The following is an 18,734-nucleotide window of genomic DNA, read 5'->3' as shown; positions in this document are numbered from 1 at the left end:
TGGGGTCCGCAGCGCCGAGTTACCCGCAGAAACCACTCCCCCCAACCCACCGGGAGTGACCAGCGGGGCCTGAATCCCCACCACAAGACGGTCGCGACTCGCTAAGCCGACCCGGGCCACCCCATACAACTGCCGCGCACCCCGAGCCGACCGCAACGGCCCCACCCACCCCCGCCACGAACCCAGCCCCCACCCCCCGGGCCGCTGGTCGCCCTCCGGCCCCGGACACTGCCCGGGCCTCCGCGCGGACCCGCACCCCCGGCCGCCCTCCGAGTGTGAAAAGGCGGCCTCCGCCGCCGGGTCAAGGGTGGGCGCAGCCCATCGGCGAAGCCGACTTGCCCTTGACGCGGTGGTGGAGGCCGCCACACTCGGAAAGAGGGCGGCCGCACCAGAAGCCCTCGAAGCCGGGTGATCGGGTCCGGTCAGAAGACCCGGTCGTACGCGTTCCAGCCGCTGCCGATCCTGGTCCGGCCGGCGAACGGCGCGCCCGCGCCGCCGGTGCCCCGGTAGAGCCACAGGACCCCGGCCCGGTCCCGGGCCACGGTGTCCGCCTTGCCGTCGTCGGTGAGGTCTCCCGCGACGACGAGCTGGTCGTACGCGCCCCAGCCGCTGCCGACCCTCGTGCGCGTGGCGTACGGAGTCGTACCGCTGCCCGTGCCCCGGTACAGCCACAGGACGCCGGCCTTGTCCCTGGCCAGCAGGTCGGCCCGCCCGTCACCGGTGACGTCGGCGCCACCGGCGAGCCGGTCGTACGCACCCCAGCCGGCGCCGACGTTCACCCGCGCCTTGAACCGCGCCCCGGTGAAACTGCCGGTGCCCTTGTAGAGCCACAGCACCCCGGCCTTGTCCCGGGCCAGCAGGTCCATGTACCCGTCCCGGTCGAGATCCCCGGCGCCGTCGATCCGGTCGTAGACGTTCCAGCCGGTGCCGGCGTTGACGCGGGGCGCGTACGGCCCTTCGGAGCCGAGCTGGCGATCGTAGTACCAGAGGGTGCCGGCCCCGTCCCGGGCGACGAGATCGCCGAGGCCACGCGTGACGGCGGACGGCTTCACGCCGGCCCAGTAGTAGGGGCCCTCCTTGTACGGGGAGAGCGACGTGAGGGTGTTGTACGCCTGCCAGCCGGTGCTGACCTCAGAGCGAGTGCCCAGCGGTGTGGCGGCCGTGCCGGTGCCGTCGTACTTCCACAGCTTGCCGGTGGTGTCGCGAGCGAGGAGGTCGTAACGGGGAAGGACGGGCTTGCCCAGAGCCGTGAACGGGGTGCTCATCTGGCGGACGTCGGTGTACTGGGTGCCGAAGTCGTAGATGTCGAATCCGGTGAGGGCCACGAGCTTCACGGCGGACGAGCTCGGGGACGTGGTGAGCTCGTAGCCGATGGCGTGGTCGCCGGGCTCCAGGTGGCAGTCGAGGTTCACCGGGGTGGTCATGAGCGTGGTGGAGGGCTGGGTGCAGGTCGCTCCGGGACCGGTGGTGAGCCCGCCGATGCTGATGTCGCCCGACTGCCGCCAGAGGTATCCGTCGGCCGGCCGGAACCTGAGGCTCAGCTCTCCGGCCTCGTTGGCGTGAACCCGGAGCTGCTGCCGGACCGTTCCTCCGGAGGGGATGTCGGGCAGGTCGAAGGCGACGGTGTTCAGGGCGGCGTGTGCGGCGGTGTTGACGACGACCTTCGCGCTGCCGTGGGTGGCGTCGGCCGGTGTGGCGGCCGCCATGCGTGCGGTCTCGATGCCGGCGGCCAGGTCGCCGCCCTTGGGCACGTAGGCGAAGCCCCAGTAGACGGTGGTCATGTCGGCGGCGTCCGCGGGGACGGTGAAGCCGGGGCGCAGGCCGGAGGGGCCGCAGACGTAGACGGCGACGAGGCCGGCGACCTCGGTGCAGTCGTTGGCGTACGCGGTGAATCCCTGCGGGACGCCCGCCCCTTCTCCGGCAGGTCCGGTCAGCGGCTTGGTGGAGAAGGCGATCACGGTCTTGCCGTCGGCGCTACCGGACTCCACCGTCGGCGCGAGGCGGGGCCCGGTCCCGGGGGCGGCGATCTGGTCGTGCGCGGACAGCCGCAGCACGTCGTCCTCGGCCGTGGCCGTTCCGGCGTTCGCAAGGGCCGTCACGGCGAGCACGCCCGCCACCCCGGTCATCGCCGCCGCGCGGCGCATGCGCTTGCTCAAGAGTCGTTCCCCCCGGAACAGAAGTGGAGTCGGCTCCGCTCTGGCCCGCACTCGGCGGGGGCGCGCCCAACAGTGCGTGCATCTTCAACGTTTCAGCAGGTCAGCGTCAAGACACCGGGATGTCACGGGCCGCGGCCGTGGCCGCGGGAGTCCGAGGAGAAGGTCCTCGCCGTCCCGCAGCCCCCATCCCTCCTACAGCCCCAGCTCCTCCTCCAGGCCCTCCGCCAGAAGCTCCGCCAGGTGCCGGGCCCGCGCGTTCGTCAGGTCCGCGATCTGCGTCCTGCACGAGAAGCCGTCCGCCAGGACCGTCGCGTCCCCCGCCTCCCGCAGGGCCGGCAGGAGCTGGTCCTCCGCGCAGGTCACCGAGACCTCGTAATGGCCGGGTTCGAAGCCGAAGTTGCCCGCCAGGCCGCAGCAGCCGCCCGCCAGGTCGCCCGTGAGGCCCGCCCTCTCCCTCAGCCGGCGGTCCGCCGCGTCGCCCAGGACCGCGTGCTGGTGGCAGTGGGTCTGGCCGGTGACCGGGCGGTCGAGGCGGGGCGGGGTCCAGTCGGGGGCGAGTTCCTCCAGGGCCTCCGCGAAGGTGCGGACGGAGGCCGCGAGGCGCGCGGCGCGCGGGTCGTCCGGCAGCAGTTCGGGCAGGTCGGTGCGGAGGGTGGCCGCGCAGGAGGGCTCCAGGACAACCACCGGGCGGACAGGCCCACCGGCCCCACTGGCCCCACCGGCCCCACCAACGCCATCAGCCCCACCAGGCCTACCACCCCCGCCACCCCCCTCCCCCATCACGTCCAACGCCCTCCGCATCACCCTCCGCGCCGCCCCCAGCTGCCCCGTCGACACGTACGTGAGCCCGCAGCAGACCCGTCCCGGTGGCAGTTCCACCCCGAGGCCCGCGTCCTCCAGGACCCGGACGGCCGCCTCGCCCACCTCTGGGGCCAGGTGGTTCGTGAAGGTGTCCGGCCACAGGGTGAGCGACGGCGCGCGGTTCGAGGCGCGTTCGCCGAACCAGTACACGAAGGACCGCTCCGCCACCCTCGGCATCGTCCGCTCCGGTGTCACCCCCGCGAGCCGTGCCGCGAACGGCAGCCGCAGTGCCGCGTTCAGGCCCCGCCCGAAGTGGGCCAGCCAGCCCGGGAGCCGGCCCATCGTCCAGTGCGAGCGCGGGCGCGCGAACGGCCGTCGCGCGTAGTGCCGGTCCAGGAACTCCGCCTTGTACGCCGCCATGTCGACGCCCACCGGGCAGTCGCTGCGGCAGCCCTTGCACGACAGGCACAGGTCGAGGGCGTCCTTCACCTCCTCCGAGCGCCAGCCGTCCGTGATGACCTCGCCCAGCGCCATCTCGTGCAGCAGCCGCGCCCGGCCCCGCGTGGAGTGCTTCTCCTCCCCGGTCGCCCGGTACGAGGGGCACATCACGCCCGGGCCCGTGCTCGGCCCGTCCACCCGGCACTTCGCCACGCCCACGCACCTCGCGGCGGCCCTCCCGACCCCCACCACCGGCAGGCCCTCGAAGCGCAGTCCCTCGTCCAGTCGCCGCGGCCGCACCAGCATCCCCGGGTTCAGGCCCCCGTCCGGGTCCCACACGTCCTTGACCGCTCCGAAGAGGCCGACCAGCTCCTCCCCGTACATCCTCGGCAGCAGCTCGGCCCGCGCCTGGCCGTCGCCGTGCTCCCCGGAGAGCGAGCCGCCGTGGGCGACCACGAGGTCGGCGACCGCCTCCGAGAAGCGGCGGAAGTCCCGTACGCCCTTGCCCGTCCACAGGTCGAAGTCGATGCGGACGTGCACGCAGCCGTCCCCGAAGTGCCCGTACGGGACTCCCCTGAGGCCGAATTCCGCCAGCAGGGACCGGAATTCCCGCAGGTACGCGCCCAGCCTCGCCGGCGGCACCGCGCAGTCCTCCCATCCGGGCCAGGCGTCCCCGCCCCCCGGCATCCGGGTCGCCGTCCCGGCCGCGTCCTCACGGATCCGCCACAGTGCCCGCTGCCCGGCCGCCTCCCGCACCACGACCGCGTCCAGCGCGTCCGCCGCCCGGACCAGCGTCCGGGCCGCCTCCTCCCCGTCCACCTCGCAGAACAGCCACGCCCCGCCCTTCGGCAGCCCCGAGGCCCCCCGTACGAGATCGGCCGCCATGCCCTCCACCGTCCGCGGCCCGTACGGGAGAATCCCCGCCGCCGCGTCCGCCGCCGCGGTCTCGTCCGCGTACCCCAGGACCACGAGGACCGGCTCGGCGGGCAGCGGGACGAGCGACACCGTCGCCTCCGTCACCACGCCGAGCGTGCCCTCGCTGCCGCAGAAGGAGCGGGCCACGTCCACGCCCCGCTCGGGGAGCAGCGCGTCGAGGGCGTAGCCGGAGATGCGGCGCGGCAGGCCGGGCGGGTAGCCGGTGCGGAGGAGGGCGAGGTTGCGGTCGACGAGATCGAGCAGACCCGTGGGCGCGCCCTGGCCGCCTCGCCCCGGCGTCAATCTCTCGCCCCGGTACGTCACCACTTCCAGCGAGCGCACGTTGTCCGCCGTGGTCCCCCAGGCGACCGAGTGCGCCCCGCACGCGTTGTTGCCGATCATGCCGCCGAGGGTGCAGCGGCTGTGCGTGGAGGGGTCGGGGCCGAAGGTCAGGCCGTACGGGCGGGCCGCGGCCCGCAGCCGGTCGAGGACGAGCCCGGGCTGGACGACGGCCGTGCGTTCGGAAGGGTCGATCGAGACGATGCCGCCCATGTGCCGTGTGAGGTCGAGCACGACGCCGGTGCCCGTCGCCTGGCCTCCGATCGAGGTCCCGGCGCCCCGGGCGACGACCGGGGTGGTGTCGTGCGCCCGGCACACCTCCAGGACGGCGGCGACGTCGGCGGCGTCGCGCGGTGCGACCGTACCGGCCGGAACGCGGCGGTAGTTGGAGGCGTCCATCGTCGTCAGGGCCCTCGCGGTGACGGAGAAGTCGACGTCTCCGCGCACTGCGGCGCGCAGGTCGGAGGCCAGGGCGGACGGGTGTTCCTCGTGTGTTTCCACAAGCCCAGGATGTCTCAGTCCTCGTCTCATCGGGCGGACATCCGGCGACCGGCCCCGCCCCGACCCGATACTCTCCGCCTCGTGGCTGAGATCCAGATTCCCGCTGACATCAAGCCCGCCGACGGCCGTTTCGGCGCGGGCCCCTCCAAGGTGCGTACGGAGGCGCTGGACGCCCTGGCCGCCACCGGCACCTCCCTCCTCGGCACGTCCCACCGCCAGGCTCCGGTCAAGAACCTGGTCGGCGAGGTACGTGCCGGCATCTCCGACCTCTTCTCGCTGCCCGAGGGCTACGAGGTGATCCTGGGCAACGGCGGCTCCACCGCCTTCTGGGACGTCGCGACCCACGGTCTGATCGAGAACAAGTCGCAGCACCTCACCTTCGGCGAGTTCTCCTCCAAGTTCGCGAAGGCCGCCAAGCTGGCTCCCTGGCTTGCCGAGCCGACCGTGATCTCCTCCGACCCGGGCACGCACCCGGAGCCGGTGGCCGAGGCGGGCGTCGACGTCTACGCGTACACGCACAACGAGACCTCCACCGGTGTCGCCGCCCCGCTGAAGCGGGTCGCGGGCGCCGACGAGGGTGCGCTCGTCCTGGTCGACGCGACCTCCGGTGCGGGCGGTCTGCCGGTCGACATCACCGAGACGGACGTCTACTACTTCGCCCCGCAGAAGTCCTTCGCCGCCGAGGGCGGTCTGTGGCTCGCGGCCTTCTCCCCGGCCGCGCTGGAGCGGGCGCAGAAGATCCACGCGTCCGGCCGTCACATCCCGGAGTTCTTCTCCCTGCCGACGGCGATCGACAACTCCCTCAAGAACCAGACGTACAACACCCCGGCGCTGTCGACCCTCTTCCTGCTCAACGAGCAGCTGAAGTGGATCAACGGCCAGGGCGGTCTGGACTGGGCCGTGGCCCGGACGAAGGAGTCCTCGCAGGCGCTGTACGGCTGGGCCGAGGAGTCGAAGTACGCGACCCCGTTCGTCACCGACCCGGCGAAGCGCTCGCAGGTCATCGGCACGATCGACTTCGCGGACGAGGTCGACGCGGCGGCGGTCGCGAAGGTGCTGCGCGCCAACGGGATCGTGGACACCGAGCCGTACCGCAAGCTGGGCCGCAACCAGCTGCGCATCGCGATGTTCCCGGCGATCGACCCGGCGGACGTGCGGGCCCTGACGGCCTGCATCGACTACGTCATCGAGAAGCTCTGACCTCTGCGGTCGTACGGAGGGCCCGGCGTCGGACATGTCCGATGCCGGGCCCTCCGGCTGTCCCTTCCGGAGAGGCCAGGCCTTCGGCTATCCCTTGCGGAGCAGCCGCTTGATGCCGACGACGAGGACGGTGGCTCCGGCGAGAACGAGGAAGCCGGTGGTGACGTTGCCCTTCTCGTCTTCGGCGGCGGGTGTCGCCGGGGACTTCGGCGCCCTGCCCGGCGTCTCCGTCGGCTTCTGTGAAGGGCTCCCGGAGGCGCGGTCGACCCGCACCACCCGGCTGTTCTTCCCCTCCGAGCCGAACATGAAGGCCGAGCCGTCGGTCGTGTACGTCACCGATTCCGCCTGGCCCTGGAAGGGGGCGCCGACCGCCGTGCCGTCGTCGGTGAGGCGGCCGTCCTTCCAGGCGTACTCCTTGGCGCTGAAGTAGCCGCGCAGGACGAGCCGGTCGCCGTCCGGGGAGAAGGCGCCGTCCGTCACCCAGGGGACGTCCCCGACGCGCCGGAAGACGTTCGTGCCGGAGGCGGAGAGGTGCTCGGGGCCGGCGTACAGGCCGCCGCCGTCCTCGTTCTTGCTGGCGATGTACACCCGGCCGGTCTTCGGATGGACCATCAGGGCCTCGGCGTTGCGGGCCCCGTCGGCGTACTTCACGACGTACTGCTTCGCCCGGACGGTCTGGTCCTTCAGCTGCTTCGGTTCGGGGAAGCGGTAGATCCAGACGTGGTCCCAGGAGCCGTCGAGGTTGTCGCCGATGTCGCCGACGTAGATGTCGCCGTCCGGGCCGACGGCGATCGCCTCCATGTCGCGGGGGGTGCCGACGCCGGCCATGGTCAGGGTGGCGACGGTCTTTCCCGTACGGGAGTCGATGCCGTAGATCAGGGGCGCGTCCTGGTCGTTGTGCGTCCAGTAGATCCCGGGGTGGGCCCGGCTCGCGGCGAGGCCGCTGGACTCGGTGATCCGGGAGTCCTCGATGGTGAAGTCCCGGTCGGGTTCCTGCCCTTCGGCACGGGCATGGCCGGCCGGGAGCAGCGCCAGGGCAGCGGCCGCGCCGAGGGCGCAGAGAGCAGATCGCATGGATCAAGTGTCTCTGATCAGCCAGGCGAACCTGTGCGGACCGTGGGGTCCGGTGTGGGTTCTGCCCACCTGGGCGGGGAGGCGTGGGCATGGAGGTGGAATCCCGCGCCCCGTGCTGCCCCTCGCGGCTTGTGCCGGTTGGTGGGTGTGCTGATCGTGGTCACGCTCTGGTGCCGGTGGGCTGCGCGGGGCAGCCGGGGCCGGTCCGTCGGTGCGTGTCCCTCCGGACGCCGGCCAGCACGCCCTGAGGGCCGTGCCGGGGAGGGAACCTCACGTCGCCTGGGCGTGAAGCGGTTGGTGCGTGGCCGGGTGGGGCCGGTCTTGGACCGGTCCGACCGGCTGGTCTTCGGGCTGGTCGTGATGACGGCCTTGGCCTCCAGCGTGTCCATCACGGTGTGGATCAGCATGGTGCCGCCGGCGCGGTTCACGACGGTCTTGGTCTGGTGGGCGAGGCCACGTGCCGCGATACGCCGCCAGGCGCCCTGATCCCGGTCGCCCTGCCACCCGCACTCGTGGTTGGGGCAGATGGCCCACTTCCACCCCGGCACGGTGGGCCGGTCGGGGGCCTTGCGGTGGCGGAGCGGGGTGAGGCAGCAGGGACAGCGCTTGGAAGTGTGACGCGGCGGCACGGTCACGACGGCGATGCCGGCCTCGGCGGCGAGGTGGCGCATGCGATCGGCGATCTGCCCGCGCACGGTCTGGGAGAGGCGGGTGTTGTGGGTACGGCCCATACCACCGGCTTCCAGCGACCGCAGGTCTTCCAGGTAGATCACGGTGGCCCCGGCCGCCACGGCCTGATCGACGGCCCAGCGGGCGGCAGACCACGCCAGCGCGTCGTTGAGGTTCGAACGGCGCTCGGAGACGCGCCGGATCTCCTCCGCCAGGGTCGCCGCCCTGCCGTCCAGGGTCGGGTCGGCGAGCCGGGTGTAGTGGTCGCTCTTGGCGTGCAGGTGCTCGCTGATTCGGCGCAGCCGGTATTGCTTGGCCAGCACACCGGCAGCCCGGAACTGGGCGCCCGCCCCGAGGGCGGTGATCCGCCCGTCGTCGTGCAACCGGGCCGTGCCCGCGCTGAGAAGGGTGTTCAGGCCCCAGTCCACCCCGAGCGCCACGGCGTGCCCGGCGCGCCGGGACTTGGGGACGGGGTGGGTGTAAGCGAGGTCGGCGCGTACCTTCCCGCCCGCGATGCGCAGGGTGGTAGGTGGAGTAACGCGTCCGCCGGGACCGTGGGCGGCAGCGCGATGGGGCAGGCGACCCAGGTCCAGTCGGCGTAGGTGCGCGGGTCGGGCCGGGTGGGGAGCTGCAAGCGCAGCAATGCCCGCTGCCCGTCGTCGGATCGTTCGATGGTGGCCTGCTGCCCGTCGCACGCGGCGAGCAGCAGCATCCGCGCCGTACGCGGCTCGGGCTCCAGCGCGAACACATCCACCGGAAGACGCCCGTACTTACACGCGAAGGAAACGATCTGGCGGGTGCGGGAACGGATCACTCCGGACGGCACGTGCTCACCGCCCGGTATCGCGGCCCGCACCTGCTCCCACTCCTCATCCGTGCGCTTTCTCGGGTCCTTCGGCCACGCGGCCAGCACACCGGCCACCAGACCGGCGCGCCACTTCACCGACCGCAAGGTGCGCCCGGCCTGTTCCTGGGCCATGCGTACGATCCGGTCGTTCACCCTCACGCCGTCCGGCGGGGCGACGGCCCAGCCCAGGCGACGCAACGCCATCCACGCGTTCGACGGCAGCTTCCGACCCCCCGCGTCCATGCCGGAGGTCAGCGTGTCCACGTCTGCGGTGTTCCAGTGCCCGGCCAGCAGAGCGCCCGTCATGCCCGCCACCAGATCGGCACACCAGCCCACCCGTTCCACCAAGACGGTGGCGGTGAGGACAGCACCGGTGTTCTCCTCCACGCCCGACCGGGCCAGCGCGCGGGCACAGGCGGTACGGACCGTCTCACCCGCACCCAGCGGCAGCTTCCGGCTCACCACCCCTCCCCTCACCCCTGGTGCTGTCATCCGATCAACGACACCGGTGCGGGAAGGTCACGCGTTCGGCTCACGGATCCACGAACGACACCGATACCTGCACCACGGCACACGGCAACAGACAGACGATCAGCCCATCACCGCAGATCCCCAAGGGCACAGGTGAGCCTGCCACGACGGCGCGGAAACCCGCTTGCCCAGCGGTGGAACCGCTGTCATGGTCGCGCCCATGCCTACTTTCCCCGCTTCCGACGGCACCCTCCTCGCGTACCACGCGTCCGGTTCCGGCGATCCGCTCATCTGCCTGCCCGGCGGCCCCCTGCAGGACTCCGTCTATCTCGGGGACCTGGGCGGGCTCGACGCCCGCCGGACGGTGATCCGTCTGGACCTGCGGGGCACGGGCGCGTCGGAGGCGCCCGAGGACCCGGACTCGTACCGCTGCGACCGGCTCGTCGAGGACGTGGAGGCGCTGCGGGTGCACCTCGGGCTCGACACGGTCGATCTGCTCGGGCACTCGGCGGGCGCGAACCTGGCCGCGCTGTACGTGACCCGGTATCCGGAGCGGGTGGCGCGGCTGGTCCTGCTGACGCCGGGCACGGCGGCGGTCGGGCTCGAGACGTCGGGGGAGGTGCGGAAGTCGGCGGCGCGGCTGCGGAGCGAGGAGCCGTGGTTCGGCCCGGCGTTCGCGGCTCTGGAGAGGCTGGCGACGAACAGCGGTTCGGCCGAGGACGTCACGGCGGTGTCGCCGTTCTTCCACGGGACCTGGGACGAGGCGGCGCGGCGGCGGCACGCCGACAGCGGTCGGCAGCGGAACAATGAGGCCGCCGCGGTCTACGGGAGCGAGGGCGTCTTCGAACCGGCGGCCACGCGCGCGGTGTTCGCGGAGTTCGACCGTCCGGTGCTGGTCGTCGCCGGGGAGTACGACGTGAACACCCCGGTGCCGACGGCCACCGCGTACGCGGAGCTGTTCCCGAAGGCGGAGCTCGCGGTCCTGGCGGGGGCGGGGCACTTCCCGTGGGACGACGACGCGGCGGGGCTCGTGGCGGCGGTCGACGCCTTCCTGGGGGCGTGAAAGGGGCCTGAGAGGGGCGTGAGAGGGGTCCGTGTCCCGGATCACGTCGCCGCTCCGGGACACGGTCCGCGATGATGTGGCCATGCGTTTTCTGTTCGTCGGCGACAGCATGACCATCGGACGCGCCGGCGACTGGACCTGGCGTTACCGCATGTGGGAGCACCTGGAGGCGACGCTCCCCGGTGGGTACGAGATCGTCGGCCCGCGCTCCGGTCTGTACGACCCCGCCGTCGACGCCCCTGCCTCGGAGGCGTACCCGGATCCGGCGTTCCCCGCCGCCGCCCGGCGTCATCTGGCCGGGTGGGGCGAGGGCTGGCTGCACATGGCGCCGGTGATCGGTGAGACGGTCGCGTCCACGGGGGCGGACGTGCTGTTGATCTCCCTGGGTCTGATCGACCTGGGTTTCTACACGAACAGCGATCAGACGGAGGAGAACGTCCGGGCGTTCGTGGCGGCGGCCCGGGGTGCGAACCCGCGCGTCCGGGCGGTGCTCCTGCCGGTCATTCCGAACGTCCGCGCCGGGTACGACGCCGCTTTCGCGGCCGAGTGCGCCCGTTTCAACGAGCTGCTCGCGAAGGCGGTCGCCGACCTGGACACGGCGGCCTCGCCGCTGCTCCTGGCAACGGTTCCGGAGTCGTACGACTTGCGGGTGGACACGTACGACGGCACGCACCCCGGCCCGAGCGGGGAGCGGAAGCTGGCCGCCGCGTTCGCCGACGCGATGCACCAGGCGTGGGGCCTGGGCGGGCGGTACGGGGTCAGGAAGCCCGCGTGAGGCGGTTCGCGAAGGTCGACACCGTGTACGTGCCGATGCCGAGGCAGACCTCCAGGGCGTTGCGGCGGGTGTAGCCGGCCTTCTCGAAGTCGGCGAGGTCCGCATCGCTGACGGCGCCGGAGGTGGCGAGGACGCGGAGGGTGAACGTCCTTACGGCGGCGAGGCGTTCGGCGTCGGGGGCCGGGCCGAGGGCGGCCATCTTCGCCTCGTGCATGTCGACGCAGAGGTGGCACTGGTTGCGTTCGGCGACGGTCAGGACGACGGTCTCGCGGGAGTGCGGGTCGAGGGTGGTGGACTCGAAGATCGCGCTGAGCTTGAGGAAGCCGTCGAGGGTCTCCGGGGAGAGTTCCTTGAGGAGGGAGGCGGCGGCGGCGATACGGGCGGACATGTCGATGGTCACAGACAACTCGGATCCCCCAGAACTAGAATGGACAACATGGTTGACCATGTCGCTGGAGAAAACGTAAACCAGGTTGTCGATAAGGGCAAGGGGGTACCCGTACGGGACACCCCCGGATACGAGCTGCCCCTGCTCCTCTTCGGCGGCTTCCGCACCCTCATCGACCGGCTCCACGCCCGCCTCGCCGAGGAGGGCCACCCCGACATGCGCCCGGCCCACGGCTTCGCCATGCAGGCCATCGGCGTCCACGGCGCCACCGCCAGCGACATCGGCCGCCGCCTCGGCGTCTCCAAGCAGGCCGCCGGCAAGACCGTCGACCGCCTGCTCGCCGTCGGCTACGCCGAGCGCGCCGACGACCCCGCCGACGCGCGCCGCAAACTCGTCCGCCTCACCCCGCGCGGCTACGACGCCCTCGCCCGCTCCGCCACGATCTTCGACGACCTGCGGGCGGAATGGGCCGCCACCCTCGGCGCGGACCGCGTCCGCGACATGGAAGCGGCCCTGCGGAACGTCGTCCCCGCGGAGACGGCGTTCCGCCTGGACGCCACGAGCTGGCTGGGAACCCCTTAGGAAGAGGTCACGTCACCAGGCGAAGGCCTCCGGAGAAGGGCCCGGGCCCGGGAAGATCTCGTCGAGGCCGGCCAGCACCTCCTCGGTCAGCTCCAGCTCAAGGGCACGCAGCGCGCCCGCCAGCTGGTCCGGGGTGCGGGGGCCGACGATCGGGCCCGTGACGCCGGGGCGGGTGAGCAGCCAGGCGAGGGCCGTCTCGCCCGGCTGGAGGCCGTGCTTGTCGAGCAGGTCCTCGTACGCCTGGAGCTGCGCCCGCACCGCCGGGTCGGCGAGCGTGGCCGCCGCGCGGCCCTCGGTGCGCCGCTTGCCCTCGGTCTCCTTCTTCAGGACGCCGCCGAGCAGGCCGCCGTGCAGCGGCGACCAGGGGATGACGCCGAGGCCGTACTCCTGGGCGGCCGGGATCACCTCCATCTCGGCGCGCCGCTCGAAGAGGTTGTAGAGGCACTGCTCGCTGACGAGCCCGACCGAGCCGCGCCGGGCGGCGGTCTCGTTGGCCTGGGCGATCTTGTAGCCGGGGAAGTTCGAGGAGCCCGCGTAGAGCACCTTGCCCTGCTGGACGAGGACGTCGACGGCCTGCCAGATCTCCTCGAAGGGCGTCGACCGGTCGATGTGGTGGAACTGGTAGACGTCGATGTAGTCGGTGCCGAGCCGCTTCAGGCTGGCCTCCACGGCGCGGCGGATGTTGAGCGCCGAGAGCTTGTCGTGGTTGGGCCAGGCCTCGCCGTCGGCGCCCATGTTCCCGTACACCTTGGTGGCGAGGACCGTGCGGTCGCGGCGTCCGTCGCCCTGGGCGAACCAGGAGCCGATGATCGACTCCGTACGCCCCTTGTTCTCCGCCCACCCGTACACATTGGCGGTGTCGAAGAAGTTGAGCCCCGCGTCGAGGGCGGTGTCCATGATGGCGTGACTGGTGGCCTCGTCCGTCTGCGGTCCGAAGTTCATCGTCCCGAGGACGAGTCGGCTGACCTTGAGTCCGGTGCGTCCGAGCTGCGTGTACTCCATGGGCGTCAAGCCAACTGCTTCGAGCGCACTCGAAGCAAGGGACTTCCCACGAGATGGGTTGCGGGTACTACTGGCCGGCCAACGAGGCCACCGCGATGATCGCGAACATCAGTACGAGCACGCCGGCCATGATCCGGTTACGGGTCTTCGGGTCCACCCGACGAGGTTAACCCGAGTGCCCCTCGCGCCCCTCAAGGGGCCAGGCCCCGACCGTCTCGTACCGGGGCTGCGCGCCCGGCACCCCGCCACCCGGCAGGTTCGACCGTACGAGCGCCAGCTCGCCGACCTGCCACCGCGCGCCCTCGAACCCGCCGAGCTCGTCCACGAACGGACCCAGCGCCACCCCGTCCCCCCGCGCCCGGCCGACGGTCAGGTGCGCCTGGTAGCGGCGGTGCTCGTCCATCGCGACCCCGGCCCGGCGCGCGGCGGCGTCGGACCGCTCGGCGAGGAGCCGCAGCAGGTCCAGATCCCCGGCGACCCCGACCCACAGCGCCCGCCGTCCGAAGTGCCCGCCGCCGTGCAGCCGCAGCGAGAACGGCGGCGTCCGGTGCGCGGCCCGTTCGAGCCGCACCCGCAGCTCGGGCAGCAGCTCCTCCTCGACCTCTCCCATGAAGGCGAGGGTGAGGTGCCAGCCGGGCCGCGAGGTCCAGCGGAGCCGGTCCGCCCCGGGCAGCCGGCGGAGCCGGCCGACCACGTGTCCGAGCTCGTCGAGCCGCTCCGGCGGGGGCACGACGGCGGCGAAGAGCCTCATGACAGAAGTCTGGCACCGACTAACGTCTCCGGCATGAAGATCAGGAAGGGCGGGGCGGAGGACCTCCCCGCGATACTCGCGATACTCGACAGCGCCGTGGTGTGGCTCAACGGCAAGGGGATCACCGCCCAGTGGGGCACGGAGTCGTTCTCCGGGCGGGCGAAGGCGGTGGAGCAGGTCGAGCGGACGATGTCCGAGGGTGATCCGTGGATCGTGGAGATCGACGGCGTGCCGGCGGGCACGATGACGCTGACCCCGCACCCCGGCCAGTACATCGCGCCGGCGGACGAGCCCGAGGTGTACGTCCGCCTCCTGGCGACGGACGCCCGCTTCCACGGCCACGGGGTGGGGGCGGCGCTCCTGGCCCACGCGGAGGCGGAGACCCGCCGCCAGGGCGTGTCGCTGCTGCGCGTGGACTGCTTCGCGGGCAGCGAGGGCCGTCTGATCGCGTACTACGAGGGCCAGGGCTTCACCCGCACGGAACCGTTCCAGGTGGGCGACTGGCCGGGCCAGGTGCTGGAACGGCGGTTCTGACGGACGACGGGGTACGGGGCGCCGACCGCGGCCCCGTACCCCGTACCTACCGTCAGGCGGCCGTCGCCAGCCGCTCCCGGGCGACGAACCGGACCTGCGGGTGCCCGTGGTGCCAGCCCATCGCGACCTTGAGGCCGCCGACCCGGGCGAGCACCAGGCCCACCACGACCGCCGCCGCGAGCGAGATGACGCCGCCCGTGGCGAAGCCGACGCGCGCGCCGTACGTGTCGGTGACCCAGCCGAGCAGCGGGGCCCCGATCGGCGTACCGCCGGCGAAGACCATCATGTAGAGGCTCATGACCCGGCCCCGCATGGCGGGGTCGGTGGCCATCTGGACGGCCGAGTTCGCGGTGATGTTCACCGTGAGGCCGATCATGCCGATCGGCACGAGCAGCAGCGCGAACACCCAGAAGGCCGGCGACAGGGCCGCGGCGATCTCCAGGACGCCGAAGACGGCCGCCGCGATCACCAGCATCCGCAGCCGCGTGGAACCGCGGCGGGCGGCGGCGAGGGCGCCCACGAGGGAGCCGGCGGCCATGAGGGTGTTGAGGAGGCCGTACGAACCGGCGCCGACGTGGAAGACGTCGCCGGAGAAAGCGGTGAGCCAGATCGGGAAGTTGAACCCGAAGGTCCCGACGAAGCCGACCAGCACGATCGGCCAGATCAGGTCCGGCCGCCCCGCCACGTACCGCAGTCCTTCCCGCAGCTGCCCCTTGCCGCGCGGGACGCGCTCCACCGGGTGGAACTCGGCGGGCCGCATGAGGAGCAGGCCGGCGATGGGCCCGAGGAAGAACAGCCCGTTGAGGAGGAAGGCCCAGCCGCTGCCGACCCCGGCGATGAGGACACCGGCGACGGCGGGTCCGATGAGCCGCGCGGACTGGAAGTTCGCGGAGTTCAGGGAGACGGCGTTGCGGAGCTGCTTGCGGCCGACCATCTCGGAGACGAAGGTCTGCCGGGCCGGGTTGTCGACGACGGTCACCATCCCGAGGAGGAAGGCGATCAGGTACACGTGCCAGACCTGGATGGATCCGGACAGGGTGAGGGCGGCGAGCGCGAGCCCGCACAGGCCGAGGGCCGCCTGGCTGACGAGCAGCAGGCGCCGCTTCGGGTAGCGGTCGGCGATGACACCGCCGTACAGCCCGAAGAGCAGCATCGGCAGGAACTGCAGGGCCGTCGTGATGCCGACGGCGGCGGCCGAGCCGGTGAGGCTCAGGACCAGCCAGTCCTGGGTGATCCGCGCCATCCAGGTACCGGTGTTGGAGACGATGGCTCCGGTGAAGAACAGCCGGTAGTTGCGGATGCGGAGCGAGGAGAAGGTGTCCCCGAAGAGGGTTCCTCCCCGCCCGCGGGTGTCGAGGGTGGGTTGATGGACGGGTGCGGAGTCTGCTCCGGGTCCCGTACTCAAAGTGCGTCGCCTCCTTGGCGCCTCGGTTACAGGTGGGCGAGCTTCTCCAGGACCGGGGCGGCCGCGCGCAGCTTCGCCCATTCGTCCTCGTCCAGGCCTTCGGCGAGGGAGGCCAGCCAGGCGTTCCGCTTGCGGCGGGACTCTTCGAGCATGGCTTCGGCCTGCTCGGTCTGGCTGACCACCTTCTGCCGGCGGTCGTCGGGGTGCGGCTCAAGCCGGACCAGTCCCTTGGCTTCGAGCAGCGCGACGATGCGGGTCATCGACGGCGGCTGGACGTGCTCCTTGCGCGCCAGCTCACCGGGGGTGGCGGAGCCGCAGAGCGACAGGGTGCCGAGCACCGACATCTCGGTGGGGCTCAGCGACTCGTCGACGCGCTGGTGCTTGAGGCGTCGGCCCAGTCGCATGACGGAGGAGCGGAGCGCGTTCACGGCCGCGGCGTCGTCGGCGGTGCCGTGGGACAGATCTGGCATGTTCGTTAGCCTAACTCATTACTCTGTCTAATTACCAACGGGAACGGTCGGACGTCACACGCATCACACCCACACCTCCGGCCCGAAGTGGCAGCACGGCACACGGCAGATCACGCTTCGGCATCCATGTATCACCCAAATGAGTGAGTCGGATCCGGAAAGTGACGCAAAGAGGCCCCGGCTGCCCCGACCCTGAACGGCATGGGATCGACAGTGCTCAGCCTGCGCATCGACGGTGAGCTGCTCGACCGGCTCAGGAGTCACGCCGCGAAAAGAGGAATGAGCGTCCAGGACTATGTGGCCCGGACGCTCATTCGCGAGGATTTCGACGAGCGGTTCAAGACCGCGGTCGACGAGACGGAGAAGTTCTACGGGGCGTCCGACGCGCCCGGTGATCAGGTCAGGCCCAGCGCCGGCATCGCGTAGTAGAAGACGAAGACCGCCGACACGATGTACATCGCCACCGGGACCTCACGGCCCCGGCCGGCCGCGAGACGCAGCACGGTGAAGGCGATGAAGCCGATGCCGATGCCGTTCGTGATCGAGTAGGTGAACGGCATCATCACCATGGCCAGGAACGCCGGCACCGCGATGGTGAAGTCGCTCCAGTCGATGTCCTTGACCGACCCGGCCAGGATCAGGAAGCCCACCGCGAGCAGCGCGGGGGTCGCGGCCTGCGACGGCACCATGGTCGCGAGCGGCGTGAGGAACAGCGCCACGGAGAACAGACCGCCGGTCACGACCGAGGCGAGACCGGTGCGGGCACCCTCGCCGACGCCGGCCGTGGACTCCACGAAGCAGGTGGTGGCCGACGAGGAGGTCGCGCCGCCGGAGGCGACGGCGAGGCCGTCGACGAGGAGCACCTTGTTGATGCCGGGGAAGTTGCCGTCCCGGTCGATCAGCTTGGCCTCGTCGCCGACGCCGAGGATCGTGCCCATGGCGTCGAAGAAGCAGGACAGCAGCACAGTGAAGACGAAGAGGACGCCGGTGAGGAAGCCGACCTTCTCGAAGCCGCCGAAGAGGCTGACCTGGCCGACCAGGCCGAAGTCGGGCGAGGCGACGGGGTTGCCGGGCCACTCGGGGGTGGTGAGGCCCCACGAGGGGACGGTCGCGACCGCGTTGATCACCATGGCGACGATCGTCATGACGACGATCGAGATGAGGATCGCGCCGGAGACCTTGCGGATGATCAGCGCGAGGGTGAGCAGCGTGCCCAGGATGAAGACGAGGACCGGCCAGCCGGTGAGGTGACCGTCGCCGCCGAGCTGGAGCGGGACGGTGGTGTGCGCGGCGTCGGGGATGCGGGAGACGAAGCCCGAGTCGACGAGGCCGATCAGCATGATGAAGAGGCCGATGCCGATCGCGATGCCCTTGCGGAGGCCGACCGGGACGGCGTTCATGACGCGCTCGCGGAGACCGGTGGCGACGAGCAGCATGACGACGATGCCGGCGAGGACGACCATGCCCATGGCGTCCGGCCAGGACATCTTCGGCGCGAGCTGGAGGGCGACGACCGTGTTGACGCCGAGGCCGGCGGCGAGGGCGATCGGGACGTTGCCGATGACGCCCATGAGGAGCGTCGAGAACGCCGCCGTGAGGACGGTGGCGGTGACGAGCTGACCGCCGTCGAGCTGGTGCCCGTACATGTCCTTGGCGCTGCCGAGGATGATCGGGTTCAGCACGATGATGTACGCCATCGCGAAGAAGGTGGCGAAGCCGCCGCGGATCTCGCGGGCGACGGTCGAGCCGCGCTCGGAGATCTTGAAGTAGCGGTCGAGGCCGGAGACGGGACCCGCGGGTATCTGGTCTTCCGGCGACGGGGACGTGGCCTTGGCGGTGGCCGTCGAGCTCATGGGGGTTCCTCTTCGGAGGTTCAGAAGTCCTTTTTTGGCGGTTCATACGAAGGGAACCCGCCAGAGGCAAACCGTTTCAGTATGAACACATGAACGAGCGCCAGTCCATCTCCGCGCGTAGACACAGAAATGACCGGCCTAAACTGAGCCCCATGGCGAAGTGGACACCGAAGCACGAGGCACCCGAGCCCCTCGAAGGGCCGGTCGTCGCCACGATCACCGGCGGAACGATCCTCTGGTTCGTCCTCTTCCTCGTCCAGGTCCCGTTCTACGGCTGGTTCGACGACCGGGACCTCACCTGGTGGGTGTGGACCTGCCTGGCCGGGGCCGGGCTCGGCCTGATCGGCATCTGGTACGTACGGAAGCGGGACGCGGCGATCAAGCGCCACGCGGCGGCACAGGCGGGTCAGGCAGGTCAGGCGACGGGGCAGACCCCCGAGTCCCCCGAGTCCCACCCCGGTACGACCGCGTAACACCGGGGAACGATTCCCCTCCTCCCC

The 18,734-nt window shown here is 71.6% G+C and carries 18 protein-coding genes; 7 read left to right on the top strand and 11 right to left on the bottom strand.

Going from position 1 to position 18,734, the window contains the following annotated elements; all coding sequences use genetic code 11:
- Positions 1-422: 422 nt before the first annotated feature.
- Both ACWGN5_RS32765 and ACWGN5_RS32760 read right to left on the bottom strand, forming a co-directional pair.
- On the bottom strand, positions 423-2,156 hold the full coding sequence (locus ACWGN5_RS32765; protein WP_453522037.1) for an FG-GAP repeat domain-containing protein: 1,734 nt from the start codon (positions 2,154-2,156) through the stop codon (positions 423-425).
- A gap of 192 nt (positions 2,157-2,348) precedes the next feature.
- The gene (locus ACWGN5_RS32760) at positions 2,349-5,180 is read right to left on the bottom strand and encodes an FAD-binding and (Fe-S)-binding domain-containing protein (RefSeq protein ID WP_453522036.1); all 2,832 of its coding nucleotides are present in this window, start codon (positions 5,178-5,180) and stop codon (positions 2,349-2,351) included.
- Between the two features lie 51 nt (positions 5,181-5,231).
- On the opposite strand from ACWGN5_RS32760, the gene serC reads away from it, so the two are divergent.
- Positions 5,232-6,350, top strand: coding sequence for a phosphoserine transaminase (serC, locus tag ACWGN5_RS32755; protein ID WP_453522034.1), 1,119 nt, complete (start codon positions 5,232-5,234; stop codon positions 6,348-6,350).
- Between the two features lie 87 nt (positions 6,351-6,437).
- On the opposite strand, the gene ACWGN5_RS32750 is transcribed toward serC, so the two are convergent.
- Genes ACWGN5_RS32750 through ACWGN5_RS32740 form a run of 3 tightly spaced genes read right to left on the bottom strand, consistent with a single transcriptional unit; the run spans position 6,438 to position 9,402 of the window.
- The gene (locus ACWGN5_RS32750; protein ID WP_453522032.1) at positions 6,438-7,424 is read right to left on the bottom strand and encodes a WD40 repeat domain-containing protein; all 987 of its coding nucleotides are present in this window, start codon (positions 7,422-7,424) and stop codon (positions 6,438-6,440) included.
- Between the two features lie 17 nt (positions 7,425-7,441).
- Positions 7,442-8,521 (bottom strand): zinc ribbon domain-containing protein, encoded by a 1,080-nt coding sequence (locus ACWGN5_RS32745; RefSeq protein ID WP_453522031.1) that lies wholly within the window; start codon positions 8,519-8,521, stop codon positions 7,442-7,444.
- Positions 8,506-9,402, bottom strand: a complete 897-nt coding sequence (locus ACWGN5_RS32740) for a hypothetical protein (protein ID WP_453522029.1) — start codon at positions 9,400-9,402, stop codon at positions 8,506-8,508. Before ACWGN5_RS32740 ends, ACWGN5_RS32745 begins: the two co-directional genes overlap by 16 nt.
- A 229-nt stretch (positions 9,403-9,631) precedes the next feature.
- Between ACWGN5_RS32740 and ACWGN5_RS32735 the strand changes: the two genes are divergently transcribed.
- On the top strand, positions 9,632-10,474 hold the full coding sequence (locus ACWGN5_RS32735) for an alpha/beta fold hydrolase (RefSeq protein ID WP_453522027.1): 843 nt from the start codon (positions 9,632-9,634) through the stop codon (positions 10,472-10,474).
- 82 nt (positions 10,475-10,556) lie between these two features.
- Positions 10,557-11,249: a GDSL-type esterase/lipase family protein gene (locus tag ACWGN5_RS32730; protein ID WP_453522025.1), complete on the top strand. Its 693-nt coding sequence runs from the start codon at positions 10,557-10,559 to the stop codon at positions 11,247-11,249.
- On the opposite strand, the gene ACWGN5_RS32725 is transcribed toward ACWGN5_RS32730, so the two are convergent.
- Positions 11,233-11,649 (bottom strand): carboxymuconolactone decarboxylase family protein, encoded by a 417-nt coding sequence (locus ACWGN5_RS32725; RefSeq protein ID WP_453522038.1) that lies wholly within the window; start codon positions 11,647-11,649, stop codon positions 11,233-11,235. The two genes, ACWGN5_RS32730 and ACWGN5_RS32725, sit on opposite strands and share 17 nt — an antisense overlap.
- A gap of 36 nt (positions 11,650-11,685) precedes the next feature.
- Between ACWGN5_RS32725 and ACWGN5_RS32720 the strand changes: the two genes are divergently transcribed.
- The gene (locus ACWGN5_RS32720) at positions 11,686-12,219 is read left to right on the top strand and encodes a MarR family winged helix-turn-helix transcriptional regulator (RefSeq protein WP_453522023.1); all 534 of its coding nucleotides are present in this window, start codon (positions 11,686-11,688) and stop codon (positions 12,217-12,219) included.
- Between the two features lie 12 nt (positions 12,220-12,231).
- On the opposite strand, the gene ACWGN5_RS32715 is transcribed toward ACWGN5_RS32720, so the two are convergent.
- Both ACWGN5_RS32715 and thpR read right to left on the bottom strand, forming a co-directional pair.
- Entirely contained in the window at positions 12,232-13,221 is a 990-nt protein-coding gene (locus tag ACWGN5_RS32715) for an aldo/keto reductase (RefSeq protein ID WP_453522021.1), read from the bottom strand.
- 166 nt (positions 13,222-13,387) lie between these two features.
- A complete protein-coding gene (gene thpR / locus ACWGN5_RS32710; protein ID WP_453522019.1) occupies positions 13,388-13,972 on the bottom strand; it encodes an RNA 2',3'-cyclic phosphodiesterase in 585 nt (194 codons plus the stop codon).
- Between the two features lie 33 nt (positions 13,973-14,005).
- On the opposite strand from thpR, the gene ACWGN5_RS32705 reads away from it, so the two are divergent.
- Positions 14,006-14,506, top strand: a complete 501-nt coding sequence (locus tag ACWGN5_RS32705; RefSeq protein ID WP_453522018.1) for a GNAT family N-acetyltransferase — start codon at positions 14,006-14,008, stop codon at positions 14,504-14,506.
- Between the two features lie 52 nt (positions 14,507-14,558).
- On the opposite strand, the gene ACWGN5_RS32700 is transcribed toward ACWGN5_RS32705, so the two are convergent.
- Positions 14,559-15,911, bottom strand: coding sequence for an MFS transporter (locus ACWGN5_RS32700; protein WP_453522016.1), 1,353 nt, complete (start codon positions 15,909-15,911; stop codon positions 14,559-14,561).
- Between the two features lie 26 nt (positions 15,912-15,937).
- Positions 15,938-16,381 (bottom strand): MarR family winged helix-turn-helix transcriptional regulator, encoded by a 444-nt coding sequence (locus ACWGN5_RS32695; protein WP_030693586.1) that lies wholly within the window; start codon positions 16,379-16,381, stop codon positions 15,938-15,940.
- Positions 16,382-16,582: 201 nt separating this feature from the next.
- On the opposite strand from ACWGN5_RS32695, the gene ACWGN5_RS32690 reads away from it, so the two are divergent.
- Entirely contained in the window at positions 16,583-16,807 is a 225-nt protein-coding gene (locus ACWGN5_RS32690; protein ID WP_369145751.1) for a hypothetical protein, read from the top strand.
- Here the strand turns inward: ACWGN5_RS32690 and ACWGN5_RS32685 are convergent.
- Positions 16,777-18,234 carry an NCS2 family permease gene (locus ACWGN5_RS32685; protein WP_453522013.1) on the bottom strand — a complete coding sequence of 486 codons (1,458 nt, stop codon included), beginning with the start codon at positions 18,232-18,234 and terminating at the stop codon, positions 16,777-16,779. The two genes, ACWGN5_RS32690 and ACWGN5_RS32685, sit on opposite strands and share 31 nt — an antisense overlap.
- 152 nt (positions 18,235-18,386) lie before the next feature.
- Between ACWGN5_RS32685 and ACWGN5_RS32680 the strand changes: the two genes are divergently transcribed.
- Positions 18,387-18,707: a DUF2530 domain-containing protein gene (locus ACWGN5_RS32680; protein ID WP_453522011.1), complete on the top strand. Its 321-nt coding sequence runs from the start codon at positions 18,387-18,389 to the stop codon at positions 18,705-18,707.
- Positions 18,708-18,734: the final 27 nt, after the last annotated feature.

It is taken from the genome of Streptomyces sp. NPDC055815, from assembly GCF_053616475.1.
The sequence above is the reverse complement of the archived record's forward strand: the minus strand, read 5'-3'. Positions and strand labels throughout refer to the sequence as shown.